11 protein-coding genes are annotated in these 13,196 nt (G+C 58.4%); 5 read left to right on the top strand and 6 right to left on the bottom strand.

Going from position 1 to position 13,196, the window contains the following annotated elements; genetic code table 11:
- Nucleotides 1-34 precede the first annotated feature (34 nt).
- Entirely contained in the window at nt 35-2,344 is a 2,310-nt protein-coding gene (locus VL547_RS08910) for a Tex family protein (protein ID WP_325577308.1), read from the top strand.
- Nucleotides 2,345-2,372: 28 nt separating this feature from the next.
- Here the strand turns inward: VL547_RS08910 and aat are convergent, their stop codons facing one another.
- Both aat and VL547_RS08900 read right to left on the bottom strand, forming a co-directional pair.
- Nucleotides 2,373-3,014, bottom strand: a complete 642-nt coding sequence (gene aat, locus VL547_RS08905) for a leucyl/phenylalanyl-tRNA--protein transferase (protein ID WP_325577307.1) — start codon at nt 3,012-3,014, stop codon at nt 2,373-2,375.
- Nucleotides 3,014-3,307: an ATP-dependent Clp protease adaptor ClpS gene (locus VL547_RS08900; RefSeq protein WP_325577306.1), complete on the bottom strand. Its 294-nt coding sequence runs from the start codon at nt 3,305-3,307 to the stop codon at nt 3,014-3,016. The genes aat and VL547_RS08900 overlap by 1 nt, the downstream gene beginning before the upstream one ends.
- Before the next feature lie 74 nt (nt 3,308-3,381).
- Between VL547_RS08900 and VL547_RS08895 the strand changes: the two genes are divergently transcribed.
- Nucleotides 3,382-5,535 carry a cation:proton antiporter gene (locus VL547_RS08895; protein ID WP_325577305.1) on the top strand — a complete coding sequence of 718 codons (2,154 nt, stop codon included), beginning with the start codon at nt 3,382-3,384 and terminating at the stop codon, nt 5,533-5,535.
- On the opposite strand, the gene VL547_RS08890 is transcribed toward VL547_RS08895, so the two are convergent.
- Nucleotides 5,532-7,109, bottom strand: coding sequence for a M56 family metallopeptidase (locus tag VL547_RS08890; RefSeq protein WP_325577304.1), 1,578 nt, complete (start codon nt 7,107-7,109; stop codon nt 5,532-5,534). The two genes, VL547_RS08895 and VL547_RS08890, sit on opposite strands and share 4 nt — an antisense overlap.
- Complete coding sequence (locus tag VL547_RS08885; RefSeq protein WP_325577303.1) at nt 7,106-7,468, bottom strand: BlaI/MecI/CopY family transcriptional regulator; 363 nt, start codon at nt 7,466-7,468, stop codon at nt 7,106-7,108. Before VL547_RS08885 ends, VL547_RS08890 begins: the two co-directional genes overlap by 4 nt.
- A 94-nt stretch (nt 7,469-7,562) precedes the next feature.
- Between VL547_RS08885 and VL547_RS08880 the strand changes: the two genes are divergently transcribed.
- On the top strand, nt 7,563-8,159 hold the full coding sequence (locus VL547_RS08880) for a hypothetical protein (protein ID WP_325577302.1): 597 nt from the start codon (nt 7,563-7,565) through the stop codon (nt 8,157-8,159).
- A 43-nt stretch (nt 8,160-8,202) separates the two neighbouring features.
- Here VL547_RS08880 and VL547_RS08875 read toward each other — a convergent pair whose 3' ends face one another.
- Nucleotides 8,203-9,291, bottom strand: coding sequence for an ABC transporter permease (locus VL547_RS08875; protein ID WP_325577301.1), 1,089 nt, complete (start codon nt 9,289-9,291; stop codon nt 8,203-8,205).
- 181 nt (nt 9,292-9,472) lie between these two features.
- Here VL547_RS08875 and VL547_RS08870 point away from each other — a divergent pair, with 181 nt between their 5' ends.
- On the top strand, nt 9,473-10,555 hold the full coding sequence (locus tag VL547_RS08870) for an ATP-binding protein (RefSeq protein ID WP_325577300.1): 1,083 nt from the start codon (nt 9,473-9,475) through the stop codon (nt 10,553-10,555).
- A gap of 6 nt (nt 10,556-10,561) precedes the next feature.
- Here the strand turns inward: VL547_RS08870 and VL547_RS08865 are convergent, their stop codons facing one another.
- Complete coding sequence (locus VL547_RS08865) at nt 10,562-11,266, bottom strand: DsbA family oxidoreductase (RefSeq protein WP_325577299.1); 705 nt, start codon at nt 11,264-11,266, stop codon at nt 10,562-10,564.
- Nucleotides 11,267-11,293: 27 nt separating this feature from the next.
- On the opposite strand from VL547_RS08865, the gene VL547_RS08860 reads away from it, so the two are divergent.
- Nucleotides 11,294-13,165 carry an AAA domain-containing protein gene (locus VL547_RS08860; protein ID WP_325577298.1) on the top strand — a complete coding sequence of 624 codons (1,872 nt, stop codon included), beginning with the start codon at nt 11,294-11,296 and terminating at the stop codon, nt 13,163-13,165.
- Nucleotides 13,166-13,196 lie beyond the last annotated feature (31 nt).

Below are 13,196 nucleotides of genomic sequence, written 5' to 3'. Positions count from 1 at the left end.
TTTTTCTTTCAGGGGCGATTTTTACTTTCGCGGCATGTTACAGTTTGCCAAAGACGTAGCCGCCCGGCTGCAACTTCGCGTACCACAGGTAGAAGCTACGCTTACGCTTTTCGAGGAAGGCGCTACCATACCTTTTATCGCCCGTTACCGGAAGGACAGGACCGGCGCGCTGGATGAAGTCCAGATCCAGCAGGTCCAGGACACGGCCAAGTTCCTCCAGGAGTTTTCGGAGCGCAAGGCGTTTATCGAAAAGACCATCACCGAACAGGGCAAAATGACCGACGCCGTCCAGGGTAAGCTCGACGGCAGCGCTACCCTGGCGGAGCTCGAGGATATATACCTCCCCTACAAGCCCAAACGCAAGACGCGCGCCCAGACCGCCCGGGAAAACGGCCTGGAGCCCCTGGCCCTGCAGCTGCTGGAGCAAAAGCATATGGATGTGGACGGGACCGCGGCCGGGTTTATCAACGAGAAGGTAGCCTCCGCGGAGGACGCCCTCCAAGGCGCCCGTGACATCATCGCCGAGCAGATCAACGAAGACGCGGTGGTGCGCGGGAAAATGCGTAAGCTGTTCGAGCAGAAGGCGACGCTGCAGAGCAAGGTCGTGCCCGAAAAAGAACAGGAGGCGATCAAATACAAGGACTATTTCGACTATTCCGAGCCCGTCTCGACGGTGCCCAGCCACCGCATCCTGGCGGTGCTGCGGGGTTTCCTGGAAGGTTTTCTCCGAGTGGCCATAGGGCCTGAAGAGGAAGCCGCGCTCGTGCAGATAGAAGAACAATATGTAAAGGGTTCGGGGCCCGCTTCGGAACAGGTCCGCAAAGCGGTGAAGGAATCCTACCGGCGCCTGTTGCAACCCAGCCTCGAAACCGAGCTGCGCACGCTGCTCAAAACCAAGGGAGACGAGGACGCCATCGCGGTGTTCGCGGAGAACCTGCGCCAGCTCTTGCTGGGCTCCCCGTTGGGGAGTAAAAGGATACTGGCCATCGACCCCGGCTACCGTACCGGCTGTAAGGTGGTTTGCCTGGACGAAAAGGGCGACCTCCTGGAGAACGACCTGATCTTTGTACACGAGCCGAACCGCGCGGCGGCCTCCGAGGCCAAGGTCCGGCAGCTGGTCAACCGGCACCAGATCGAAGCCTTCGCCATCGGCGACGGCACCGCCGGCCGGGAAACCGAACACTTTATCAAACGAATGGAGCTCGGTCTGCCCGTCTTCCTGGTGAACGAAGACGGCGCCTCGGTCTATAGCGCTTCCGAAACCGCCCGCCAGGAGTTCCCGGAACAGGACGTCACCGTCCGGGGCGCTGTGAGCATCGGCCGCCGGTTGATGGACCCCCTGGCGGAGCTGGTCAAGATAGACCCGAAGAGTATCGGTGTCGGCCAATACCAGCACGACGTCAACCAGGCGCGTCTGAAAGAACGCCTCGACCAGACCGTCGTGTCCTGTGTAAACCAGGTGGGCGTGAACCTGAACACCGCGTCCAAGCACCTGCTCAGCTACGTGAGCGGTATCGGCCCATCCCTGGCAGATGGCATCGTTCGCTATCGAAGTGAGGTGGGTAAGTTCGGCACACGTAAGGAATTACTGAAGGTACCCCGTCTGGGTGAAAAGGCTTTTGAGCAATGTGCTGGTTTTTTGCGCGTGGCCGAAAGCGAGCACCCCCTGGACAAAAGTGCCGTCCACCCGGAGGCCTACGGGCTCGTAGAGCAGATGGCGTCCGACCTGGGGACGAATGTGGCGTCGCTCGTGGGGAATGAATCCCTGATCGGCAAGATACCGGTGAAGAATTATGTGTCCACGTCTTTTGGGGAACACACGGTCCGTGATATCCTCGGGGAGCTCAAAAAGCCGGGTCGCGACCCGCGGAGCGAGGCCACGCAGTTCGAGTTCGCCTCGATCTACTCCATCGAGGAGGTGCAACCGGGTATGATCCTGCCGGGGATCGTCACGAACCTTACGCGGTTTGGCGCCTTTGTGGACATCGGCGTGAAGCAGGACGGGCTGGTGCACGTCTCCGAGGTCTCGCATAAGTATGTGGAGGATCCCTCGTCGGTGCTGAAGCTGAATCAGCAGGTCCAGGTAAAGGTGCTCGAGGTCGATACCGTGCGGAAGCGGATTTCGCTGTCCATCAAGCAGGCGGACCCGGAGGGGGCCGCCGCAGCGAAAAAGGAGCGCCGCGGGGGCGATCACCGTACTCCCCGTCCCGAAAAACACAGTCATCGGGGGCCCGAACAGGGCGCCAGGAAGCCCGAAGCCCCCAGGAAGCACGAAGCCCCCAAGAAGCCCGAGACCTCCATGGAGGACGCGCTGGCGCAGCTCAAAAAGAAATTCGGAAAGTAGGTGGCGGCCCCGCCGTGCGCGGGAGCCCCTATAGCAGCTCGCCCAACTGGCGTACAAACCCGGCGCGGGGAATCATCCTCGCCCCAAGGCTTTCCAGGTACGCCGTATACACCTGGCAATCGACCAGCGAAACGCCCTCGGCTTCGAGACGCGCAACGTAGGAGATAAACGCGTATTTGGACGCGTTGCTGACCCGGCTGAACATGCTTTCCCCAAAAAATACGCGGCCCAGACGGATGCCATACAACCCGCCGGCGAGGACGCCGTCCTGCCAGGCTTCGGCGCTGTGGGCATAACCCTGGTGATGGAGACGGGTAAAAGCCCTTTCGACCTCGTCGGTGATCCAGGTGCCGTCCTGACCGGGCCGGGCTGTCTCTTTACAGCCGCGGATGACGGCGGGGAAGTCCCGGTCGACGGTAAAGGTGAAAGCCCCGCGTTTGAGGAGCACCTTCATGCTTTTGGAGACCTTCAATTCCGACGGATAGAGGACGAAGCGCGGGTCGGGACACCACCAGAGCGGGGTATTGCCTTCGTACCAGGGGAAGATGCCCTTGCGGTAGGCGGTCAGCAGGCGCTCGGTGGACAAATCCCCGCCCAGGGCCAGCAGCCCGTCGGGCTCCGCCTGTTCGACGGGTGGGAAGGAAAGCGTATGATCGAGCGCGAACAACATCAATGGGGGACGGACGCTTCGATGGTGGCGCCTATGCCCCGGTCGGTGATGGCCGTACACATGGGCTCGAGGTCTTCGTAAGAGCCGTTCTTAACGGCGTATTTGCCTTGGTAATGGATCAGCATGGCGCATTGTTCCGCCTGCTCCTGGCTGTGTCCGCAGACTTCGATGAGGGTTTCTATCACCCATTCGAAGGTATTCACCTCGTCGTTCCAGACGATGAGGCTCCAGGGGTGCTCTTCCATAACGTCCGTGTCTCTCTCTTCCAATTCCCAGGGGCGGCTTGCGGGCATAACTGTACTTCTTGCTGCAAATTTACAACAATCCCCTCGTAGTTGATGCGGCCAATTGGCTTAAATTACGGCGTATGACGAACCTGAGCCTGTTGGATATTAGCCTGAAGTTACCGTTGAAGGACCCCGTGCCCATCTTTTCCCTCGTATTGTTTATCGTCCTGCTGGCGCCGATCGTCCTGAGGAAGTTCCGTATCCCCAGCATCATCGGTTTGATCCTGGCGGGCGTAGCCATCGGGGACCATGGGTTCGACCTGATCGAGAAGGGCTCGATCGACCTGTTCGGCCGGGCGGGTTTGCTCTACATCATGTTCCTGGCCGGGTTGGAGCTGGACATGAACGAATTCAGGGAAAACCGGAACCGAAGCGCCTTGTTCGGTATACTGACGTTCTGTATACCTTTCGGACTGGGGCTGCTGGTTTGCCACTACATACTGCACTTCAATTTTGTCGGCAGCCTGCTGGTTTCCAGCATGTTTTCCACGCATACGCTGGTGGCCTATCCGATCGCCAGCCGGTTGGGCATCACCAAGAACGAAGCGGTGACCATCACGGTGGGGGGCACCATCATCACCGATTCGGCGGTGCTGCTGATCCTGGCGGTCATTACCGGTTATGGCAAGGGGCAGCTCGGACAAGGCTTCTGGATACAGCTCGGGGTATCGATCGCCATCTTCACGGCCGTCGTGCTGTGGGGGTTCCCCTGGCTCGGCCGCTGGTTTTTCAAAAAGATAAAGGACGACAAGGTCACGCACTTCATCTTCGTCTTTGCCATGGTCTTCCTGGCGGCGTTCCTCGCGGAAATGGCGGGGGTCGACGCCATCATCGGGGCCTTCCTGGCGGGTCTGGCGCTCAACCGGCTGATCCCTACGACATCGCCCTTGATGAACCGGATCGAATTCGTTGGCAACGCGATCTTTATCCCCTTCTTCCTGATCAGCGTGGGAATGCTGGTGGACCTGCACATCCTGCTGAAGGGCCCGACCGCGCTGATGATCGCGGGGATACTCACGGCCGTGGCCCTGTGCGGGAAGTGGATCGCGGCCTGGCTGACCCAACACTTTTTCCGGTACACCGCCACCCAGCGGAACGTCATCTTCGGGCTTAGCGGCGCGCACGCCGCCGCCACCATAGCGGTGATCCTGATCGGGTATAATATGAAGATCGTCGATGAGAACGTCCTCAACGGAACGGTCATCCTGATCCTGATCACGTGCATGGTCGCTTCCTTCGTGGAATCCAACGCCGGCACGCGCCTGGCGGTCGCGGAGGCGGAGGCCAAGCCCGACCTGAGCACCGGTCCCGAGAAAATCCTGCTTCCCGTGCTGTCCCCGGCCAGGGCGGAGGAGCTCCTGGACTTCGCGGTGATGATCAAGGAAAACAGCCTGGACACACCCATCGTTTCGCTGGTTGTCGTAAAGGACGACGATGAAGCCCGGGAAAAGATCATCCTCTCCAATCGCGTCCAGGAAGAAACAGTCGCCCGGGCGTCGGCCACCGAAAACGAGGTCCAGACGATTACCCGTATCGACCTGAACGTCGTGGACGGCATCGCGCGCACCGTAAAGGAGCTGGGCATCACGGACGTAGTGCTGGATTGGGAAGAAAAGGCTTCGACGACGGAACGGCTCTTTGGAACGCTCTTCGGGACGACCCAGGAGAACATCCTGAGCAGCGTCCGGGAAACGATCTATTCCTGTCTTTTCCACGCCCCCCTCAACACCACCGGTAAAGTGTACGTGCTGGCAGGACGGAACGCGGAATACGAGGTGGGCTTTTCGCACTGGATGCACAAGGTGCTACGGCTGTGTAAGGAAACGGGCGCGCGCCTGGTGCTGTGCTGCCCCAAGCGGACGTACCTGGCCTGCGAGGCGTTCATCGAGGGCGCCCAGGTCGCGCTGGACTACGACCAGATGCTGGTGGAGGACCCGGATGACCTGGTGCATACCCTGGAGGGGCGGGTCTCGGGGATCGATCTGCTGGTGCTGATCAGCGCCCGCAAAGGCACGCTGTCTTTTCAACACTATATGGAAAATGCCCCTGCACGTTTGCAGCGGCACTTTCCAGCCTCCAACATCATCCTCATCTATCCCGAACAGAACGAGGCCGAGGCCTTCGAGCCGGGGATACGCTCGGAAGACCTGACGCTGACGCCTATCCAGGATCAGATCGAGAACTTCAACCGGTTGGGGCGGATGGTAAAGCGTTTTTTCAAAGGGAAACGCTAGTTCTCGTCCTTCAGATTGACGACGAGGACATTTTCATCGATGCCGAATTTTTCTTTGGCTACCACGGCGTCGTAGGCGCCTTCGCTCTTAACCTGGAACTTGGTATAGCGCTTATTGAGCTCTTCCCCCGTCATAGGTGTTTTGCCATTGACAAAGACCGTTTTGACCGTGCCGTCCACCGAGGCAAAACCGCCATGCTCGCTGATGACATAGGACTTGCCGTCGATGACGTAAAATATGTGGGGAGAGGAATCGAATGCCTGCCGGATCTTGGTCATTTCCTTTTGCCCGGCTACTTCCGAGTTGAAGGCGAGACGCATGGCGTCGGGGTCTTTCTGGAGCAAGGCCGGCTCGTTGTCGACCACCTGGTCCGTTACAAAGCTATGGGTCTCGGGTCCCTCGGCCGCCATGCCGAAATCCGTCAGTACGCCCTTCGTGGCCGGTGCGCCGGTGGAGTCCAGGCGTATGGTGCTCTGTATCGTTTGATCCCGGAATCCCGTTTTTTTGGCAATGGCGTTGATCAACAGGAAATCCTTTACCTGGCCCAGCGGGATGTCGATCCGGAAGTACCCGTTCTGATCGGTGGTAGCGGAGCCGCCCGAGGTCTTTTCCGTGATTAAAACGCCTGCGATGGGTTGCAGGTTCCCGGCATCCATCGCAAAGCCGTGGAAGTGATAGAGACCGTCTCCCGCGGGTGTGGGCCGGTGCCGGCTGGCCGCCACGAGCAGGACCACCAACAACGGGAGCGCAAACAGGAAACGCATCGCCTGGACCTTGCCAGAACGTGGTTTGTTCATCATGAGTATACGATTTTTTAGGGGTGAAAAATTCAAGGGATTGCTGATCGACGGCACACCCTGGCCGGATACGCTCAGGAGCAGGTATTGATACTCTTTCCGGTCCGCCCCGCGGTCGAGGACGCCCTGGTCGGCGAGAAATTCCAGGTTCTGGCGCATCGACTGGTTCAGCAACCAGACGAAGGGGTTCCACCACTGAAAAACGAGCAGCAGTTGCGCCAGCAGGATATCCAGCGTATGCGCTTGCCGGATGTGGATTTCCTCGTGTTCGATGACCCGCTGGAGGTCGGGGGAGTCCTGCGTCTGGGGACTGATAAAGATGTTTGGTCCAAAGGAAAACGGCGCCAATGGGTAGGGCAGCCGGAAAAGGCGAATGCGTCCATCACGGCCAGCCAGGGAAGCTTCGTCCCATAGCCGGAGGAGGGAAAAAATTTGTACCAGCAGGCGTATCGATAGGACCACCATGCCCGCAAGGAGCACATAGCTGATCCAATCGATCGGCTCCGTCGCCGCGGGCAGCTCGCCTGATGGAAGTATCGGGGCAGCGTGTCGGGTTTCCACGCCCAACCGGGTGATCGTCGCCGAGAGACGCTCCACCCGCTTCGGCCAAAGACCCCCTGTGTTGAGGAACGGGAGCGCCAGCGCCAGCAGCGTATAGCCCAGCATATAAAACCGGTTCGCCCGGTAGAACGTGAGGCGTTCCAGGAAGACCCGGTAGAACAGGTACATCAGCGCCAGCGCGATACCCGCTTGCAGGCTGTAGGTGACTAGGGTCATGAGTGTCCTTTTTCGATGAGGTGGATGATCTCTTTTAGCTCGGCCGGACTGAGCTTCTTTTTCTGGACAAAGAAGTTGACCATTTCCTTGTACGAGTTGGCGAAATAGTCCTTGACAAAACCCGTCATGAAGCGGTTCTTGTAGTCCTCTTCGCTGAGGGTGGGTTTGTAGAAGTACACCTTGCCCAGGAGACGGGCGCTCAGGAATTGTTTTTTCTCCAGGTTTTTGACCGTGGACGCCAGGGTCGTGTAGGGGGGCAGCGGCGGATCCATGTGTTCCAGGAATGTCTTGATCGTGCCCTCGCCGGTTTTCCAGATCGCTTTCATGGCCTCCTCTTCCTGAGGCGACAATTTTTCCATATCTACGAAGTTTTCGTAAATCTACGACTATTTCGTAATTAACAAAATTTATTTATCTGTATTTTTAAGCGCCTTAACCACAAAAGCTTTGAACATGAAACACGTACTCCTAATGATGCTCGGCCTCACCGTGGCCATGGGCGTCTATGCCCAACGTTTTAGCAACGGCGTCGGCATCGCTTACTTCAACACCGCCGCCACCGGCATCCAATCCACCAATAGCTTTGGCCTGACCTATTCCCCCAAGATCAACGTCACGGAGAACGACCATTTTTCGCTTTCCGTCGGTCTGCCCATCAGCGTGGGGATGTCCGTGAGCACGGGCGGTTCTGACAACGGCGTGAACGGCACCGATATCAACAGCCTCAGCCTGATGGCCGACGTGCCCCTGTTGGTCAATCTTAATTTCGGTGCGGGCTCGTCCCGGGACTGCGAGGACCGGATCGGGTTCTTTGTTGGCGCCGGTGTCGGTTATCATCACACCGAGGGCGTCGAAGAAGACACGGACCAATACGGGGATCAATACGACAACAACTACACGTTGAATGTAGTAGGGCCGGCCGCGGATGCGGGTGTCCGTTTTGGCGTGGGCCAGAAGGGCCATAACATCGAATTGCGCGGGTCTTTCCTGAAGGGGCTCGACGCCAGCAAGGCGAATATCTTCGGCGTCGGCGCGTTGTTCAATTTTTAGTGCCAGCGGCGTAGCGGTTTCGCCGGGATTCCATGGCCTGGGCCTACTCCCACTTGAATGCCTTGACCGACCACGCGCCGATCACCACCGTCCAGAGCACGAGCGCACCCAGCTGGAGCGGTAGCTGCCAGAGGTGTACGCCCTCGAAGGCGATCTTGCGCAGTCCGTCCACGAAAAAGGTGAGGGGCAGGATGTTGCAAAAACCCTGGAGCCAGTGCGGATAGCTTTCGATGGGGAAAAAGAGCCCGCACAGCAGGATTTGCGGCAGCGTCACGGTGTTGGCCACGGGTGAGATGGAGCTTTCGTTGTGGAGCGTACCGCTGATGATAAAACCGATGCCCATAAAGATGCCCAGGCCGAAGAGCGAAAAGACGAGCATTTCCAGGAATGTTTCCAGGCCGTTGACCAGCGTGAAATGGAAGGCGAAGTACCCCAGGGATACCATCAGGATAAACCCGATGAGGTGAAAAAAAAGCCGGCTCAGCATCTCGCCCGCGATGATCGTCCTCCGGCGCACGGGAGTGGCGCGTATGCGTTTCAACACCAAGCCCTGGCGCAGGTTGAAGAGCAGGAAGGATGAGCCGAACACCCCTGCCATCAACAGCGAAAAACCCAGCTGACCGGGCAGGATGAAGTCGATCTGACGGTAGGCCTTGCCCGGGACTTCCTGTATGCTCAGCGTCGCCACGCTGGGGCTCTTCGGGTACATCTTTTCGTCGATGTTCCGGATCGCCTCGTGGAGCAATATCTTCAGGTAGGAAAGGTTGGCCGATGAAGCGCCCGTGGCTTCCAGCCGGATCGTATAGTGCGGCAGGAACGATAGCCCCGCGTCGTATTTGATGTGCAGCACCGCCGTGATCCGCCCCTTTTGGAGCGCGTCGTTTTGCTCCTGGACATCCATCCCCTTTTTCAGCTGGATCGAGGGTATGGCCATGATGGCCTTATATACGATCCCGCTGGTGTCGCTGTCGCCCGCCAGCGCCAGCTTGATCACCGGCGACTGGTCGACCATCGAGCCGAAGACGACGATAAAGATGACCGGGAACAGGATCGAGAACACCACGGAAGTAGGGCTGCGCAAGGTCGCCAGCAGGCTGTATTTCGCAAGCGTCAAGGCGGGGGGAGTAGTCATCGGCGATGATAAATGTAAGGCAATCCTTTGAGTTGATATATAGCTTATAGTATCTCAAAATATCGAGTTTTTCGATTATAAACTAAAAAATGATATTAAATTTTCGGTTTTAACCGAAGAAATCGTATATTCGTCCATGATACAGCGGGTATTACAGCCTGTTCTTAAAAAAAGAATGGGTATGGGAAAAGTGATCTTGTTGTTGGGTCCCCGACAGGTGGGAAAGACAACGCTTGTGAAACAGCTTCCGGAATCTACGACCGGGAAAACGCTGTGGTTGAACGGAGACGAGTCAGATGTGCGTCAAATGTTAAGTGATACCACGTCTACCCGATTAAAAACGTTGATCGGAGATCACCGGCTGGTTGTTGTCGATGAAGCGCAACGGATCCCAGATGTAGGGCTAACGCTAAAATTAATGGTGGACAACATTCCGGGAATTCAAATAATAGCCACCGGTTCGTCGGCTTTGGAATTGACCGGAAAGATCAATGAACCCCTGACGGGCAGGAAATTCGAATATCACCTGCACCCGATAAGCTTTCAGGAAATGGTGGCGCACACCAGTTTGCTGGAGGAAAAACGATTGCTGGAACATCGACTGATCTATGGGTACTATCCTCAAATCGTAACGGAGCCAGGCAATGAACGAGCACTTCTCCAATTGCTCACCGATAGCTATCTGTATAGAGACCTTTTTGCACTTGAACAAATAAAAAAGCCGTTGCTACTTGAAAAGTTGTTGCAGGCCCTCGCCCTGCAAATTGGAAGCGAGGTTAATTTTCATGAACTCGGTCAACTGGTCGGCGCCGATAAAGAAACGGTCGAGCGTTACATAGACTTGCTGGAAAAAGCATTTGTAATATTCAGGCTATCGTCGCTAAGCCGTAACCTGAGGAATGAAATCAAAAAAGGGAAGAAAATCTATTTCTGGGATAACGGTGTCCGGAATGCTATCATCAAGAACTTTAACCTGCCGACGCTTAGGCAAGATGTGGGCGGCCTGTGGGAGAACTTCCTGATGAGTGAGCGCCAGAAATTGATGCAATACCAGGAGCAGTACATAAACACCTATTTTTGGCGGACACACGCCCAACAGGAAATAGATTACATAGAGGAGCAAGGCGGGATAATGCGGGCATGGGAATTCAAATGGAACGCCAAGGCAAAAAACCGCATCCCAAGAACATTTCTGGATGCCTACCCGGGAACTCAAACCGGTACTATTACACCTGCCAATGTAGAGGACTGGTTGCTTCCATGATGGGAGTTACCCGCAATCCCCGTCCGGGCCGCAGACCGCGCCATCGGCGAAACTTTGCAGGGGCGGGTGCTGCCCGGCCCACTCGGTGTAGGCCTGGTTCAGCGCCCCGCTAAAGACCTCGGCGGGTTGCGCGCCGGAGACGGCGTATTTGCGGTCGAGCACGAAGAAGGGGACGCCGCGCGCGCCAATCTGTCCGGCTTCGGCCAGGTCCGCGCGAACGTCGGCGGCGTAGGCGTCGCTATCGAGGGCGGCGCGGACTTCGCCGGCGTCCAGGCCGATTTCGGTCCCGAGCTGGACGAGGGTCGGTTTGTCGGAGATGTCGCGGCCTTCGGTGAAGTAGGCTTTGAAGAGCGCTTCCTCGGCGGCGTCGCCAAGACCGTGGGCGGCGGCCAGGTGGGAAAAACGGTGGGCGTCGAAGGATGGCGCGACGACCGCCTTGTCGAAGTCGTAGTGGAGACCCGCGTCGGCCGCCATTTTGGTGACGCGGTCGTTCATGGCGCGGGCCTGGTCGAGGCTGATGCCCTTATGTTCGGCCAGGTACTCGTTGATGTTCTGACCCGTATTCTTTTGAAGATAAGGGTTCAGCTGGAAGCTCTTCCAGGTAACGGTTATATCCTCTTTGTGGGGGAAGGCGCGCAGGGCTTCCTCAAAATGCCGTTTGCCGATATAACAGAACGGACACATGACATCGGACCAGATCTCGACTTTCATGCCCGCAAAATTACGACTTTTGCGGGCATGGACTATTTCAAGGCGCTGCAGGCGCTACTGGCAAAGGAGCGACAGGAGGATAAGGACGCCTATATGGGCCTGATGCGGTCGTCGTCGGTCGTGGACCGCCGCGCCGCGGGGCTGGCCTGGTATCCCGTAGCGATCCGGGGCTCCGAGCCGGGTAGGGGAGACTACCTGATCCTCGAGGTCGAGCGCACCACCCACCGCGATATGCCCCACCAGCTCCGGTTCGGGGCGTCGGCCTTGTTTTTTTCCAACCATGACCCGGAACGGGATCACGTGGAGGGCGTGATTTCCTACCAGGGAGGGGACCGGCTGAAGATCACCCTCAAGGAGGAAGAGCTTCCGGACTGGGCGCAGGATGGCAAGCTGGGGATCGACCTTTTGTTCGACGACAATAGCTATGAAGAAATGCTGCAGGCGCTCAAGCGCGCGGACGCCGGGAGCGAGCGGCGTCTGGTACGCGTGCTCACCGGTGAGGAACAACCGAAGTTCGACGGTGCGGGGACGACGGTCGCCGACGGTGCCCTGAATGTGTCGCAGCGTACGGCCGTTCAACGCATCCTCGGCGCGCAGGACCTCGCGATCGTACACGGTCCGCCGGGCACCGGCAAAACCACCACGCTGGTGCAGGCCATCAAGGCCCTGATCGCGCGCGACGGGGAAAAGGTGCTGGTGACGGCGCCCAGCAACACGGCGGTGGACCTGCTCAGCGAGCGCTTGTCGGAGGAAGGCGTGAATGTGTTGCGCGTGGGCAACCCCGCGCGGGTGTCGGAGCGGTTGAGCGCCCTTACGCTGGACGCAAAGATGGCGGCCCATCCTTCCGTAAAGGAAATCCGCCAGCTGCGGCGGCGGGCGGTGGAGTTCCGGGACATGGCGCACAAATACAAGCGCCAGTTCGGAAAAGCGGAGCGGGAGCAACGCCGGGCGTTGTTCGAGGAGGCGCGCAAGATCATGAAGGACGTCGAAAATGTAGAACGCTATATCCTCGAGGACCTGTTGTCGAAGGCGCAGGTCGTCGCCGCCACGCTCGTGGGCGCCGCGCACTATACGATCCGGGACGTTAAGTTCGGTACGGCGGTGATCGACGAAGCGGGACAGGCCCTGGAGCCGGCGTGCTGGATCCCGGCGCTGAGGGCGGACCGGCTGGTCCTGGCGGGCGATCACCTGCAGCTTCCGCCGGTGATCAAATCGGAGGAAGCCGCGCGTGGCGGGCTTGAAAAAACGCTGCTTGAGAAATGTGTGGCCCTGCATCCTGAAGCAGTGACGTTGCTCGAGGAACAGTACCGGATGCACGAGCTGATCATGGGCTATCCCTCCAAAGTGTTTTATGAACAACGCCTGAGGGCGCACCCGTTGGTGGCTGGCCGGCTACTCCCCGGGCAGTCGCCGCTCGCGTTTATCGACACCGCCGGTTGCGGGTTCGAGGAGCGACAGGAGGGTAATGCCCTCGGCAACCCCGAAGAGGCCGGGTTCGTGGTAAAACACCTGGCGCGTCTGGTCTCCGAGTTGCCGTCGGACGTCCACCCCTCCATCGGCGTTATATCCCCCTACCGGCTACAGGTCCAGTTATTACGGGAGCAGGTCGAGCACACGCCTACCCTGGCGGGGGAGTCGATCACCGTCAACACGATCGATGGCTTTCAGGGTCAGGAACGCGACGTGATCTATATCAGCATGACCCGCAGCAACCCCGACAGCCGGATCGGCTTCCTGTCCGAAATCCGGAGGATGAACGTCGCGATGACGCGCGCGCGGATGCGTCTCGTCGTCATCGGCGACAGCGCGACGCTATCGCAGTCGCCGTTTTACGCGGAGTTTATAGAATACGCGCAAACACAGGGGGAGTATCGTAGCGCGTGGGAGTACATGGAATAGGCCGGGGCCCAGGGCGGGCGGCTGGCCGGGG

The organism is Dinghuibacter sp. (assembly GCF_035492835.1).
Classification (GTDB): Bacteria; Bacteroidota; Bacteroidia; order Chitinophagales; family Chitinophagaceae; genus Dinghuibacter.
This window is presented reverse-complemented; position numbering and strand designations above follow the sequence as displayed.

Coding starts and splice junctions, on each gene's coding strand:
- VL547_RS08860 (WP_325577298.1), top strand. CDS start 11,294: ATGGACTATTTCAAGGCGCTGCAGGCGCTACTGGCAAAGGAGCGACAG.
- VL547_RS08870 (WP_325577300.1), top strand. CDS start 9,473: ATGGGAAAAGTGATCTTGTTGTTGGGTCCCCGACAGGTGGGAAAGACA.
- VL547_RS08895 (WP_325577305.1), top strand. CDS start 3,382: ATGACGAACCTGAGCCTGTTGGATATTAGCCTGAAGTTACCGTTGAAG.
- VL547_RS08900 (WP_325577306.1), bottom strand. CDS start 3,307: ATGCCCGCAAGCCGCCCCTGGGAATTGGAAGAGAGAGACACGGACGTT.
- VL547_RS08880 (WP_325577302.1), top strand. CDS start 7,563: ATGAAACACGTACTCCTAATGATGCTCGGCCTCACCGTGGCCATGGGC.
- aat (WP_325577307.1), bottom strand. CDS start 3,014: ATGTTGTTCGCGCTCGATCATACGCTTTCCTTCCCACCCGTCGAACAG.
- VL547_RS08890 (WP_325577304.1), bottom strand. CDS start 7,109: ATGACCCTAGTCACCTACAGCCTGCAAGCGGGTATCGCGCTGGCGCTG.
- VL547_RS08885 (WP_325577303.1), bottom strand. CDS start 7,468: ATGGAAAAATTGTCGCCTCAGGAAGAGGAGGCCATGAAAGCGATCTGG.
- VL547_RS08910 (WP_325577308.1), top strand. CDS start 35: ATGTTACAGTTTGCCAAAGACGTAGCCGCCCGGCTGCAACTTCGCGTA.
- VL547_RS08875 (WP_325577301.1), bottom strand. CDS start 9,291: ATGACTACTCCCCCCGCCTTGACGCTTGCGAAATACAGCCTGCTGGCG.
- VL547_RS08865 (WP_325577299.1), bottom strand. CDS start 11,266: ATGAAAGTCGAGATCTGGTCCGATGTCATGTGTCCGTTCTGTTATATC.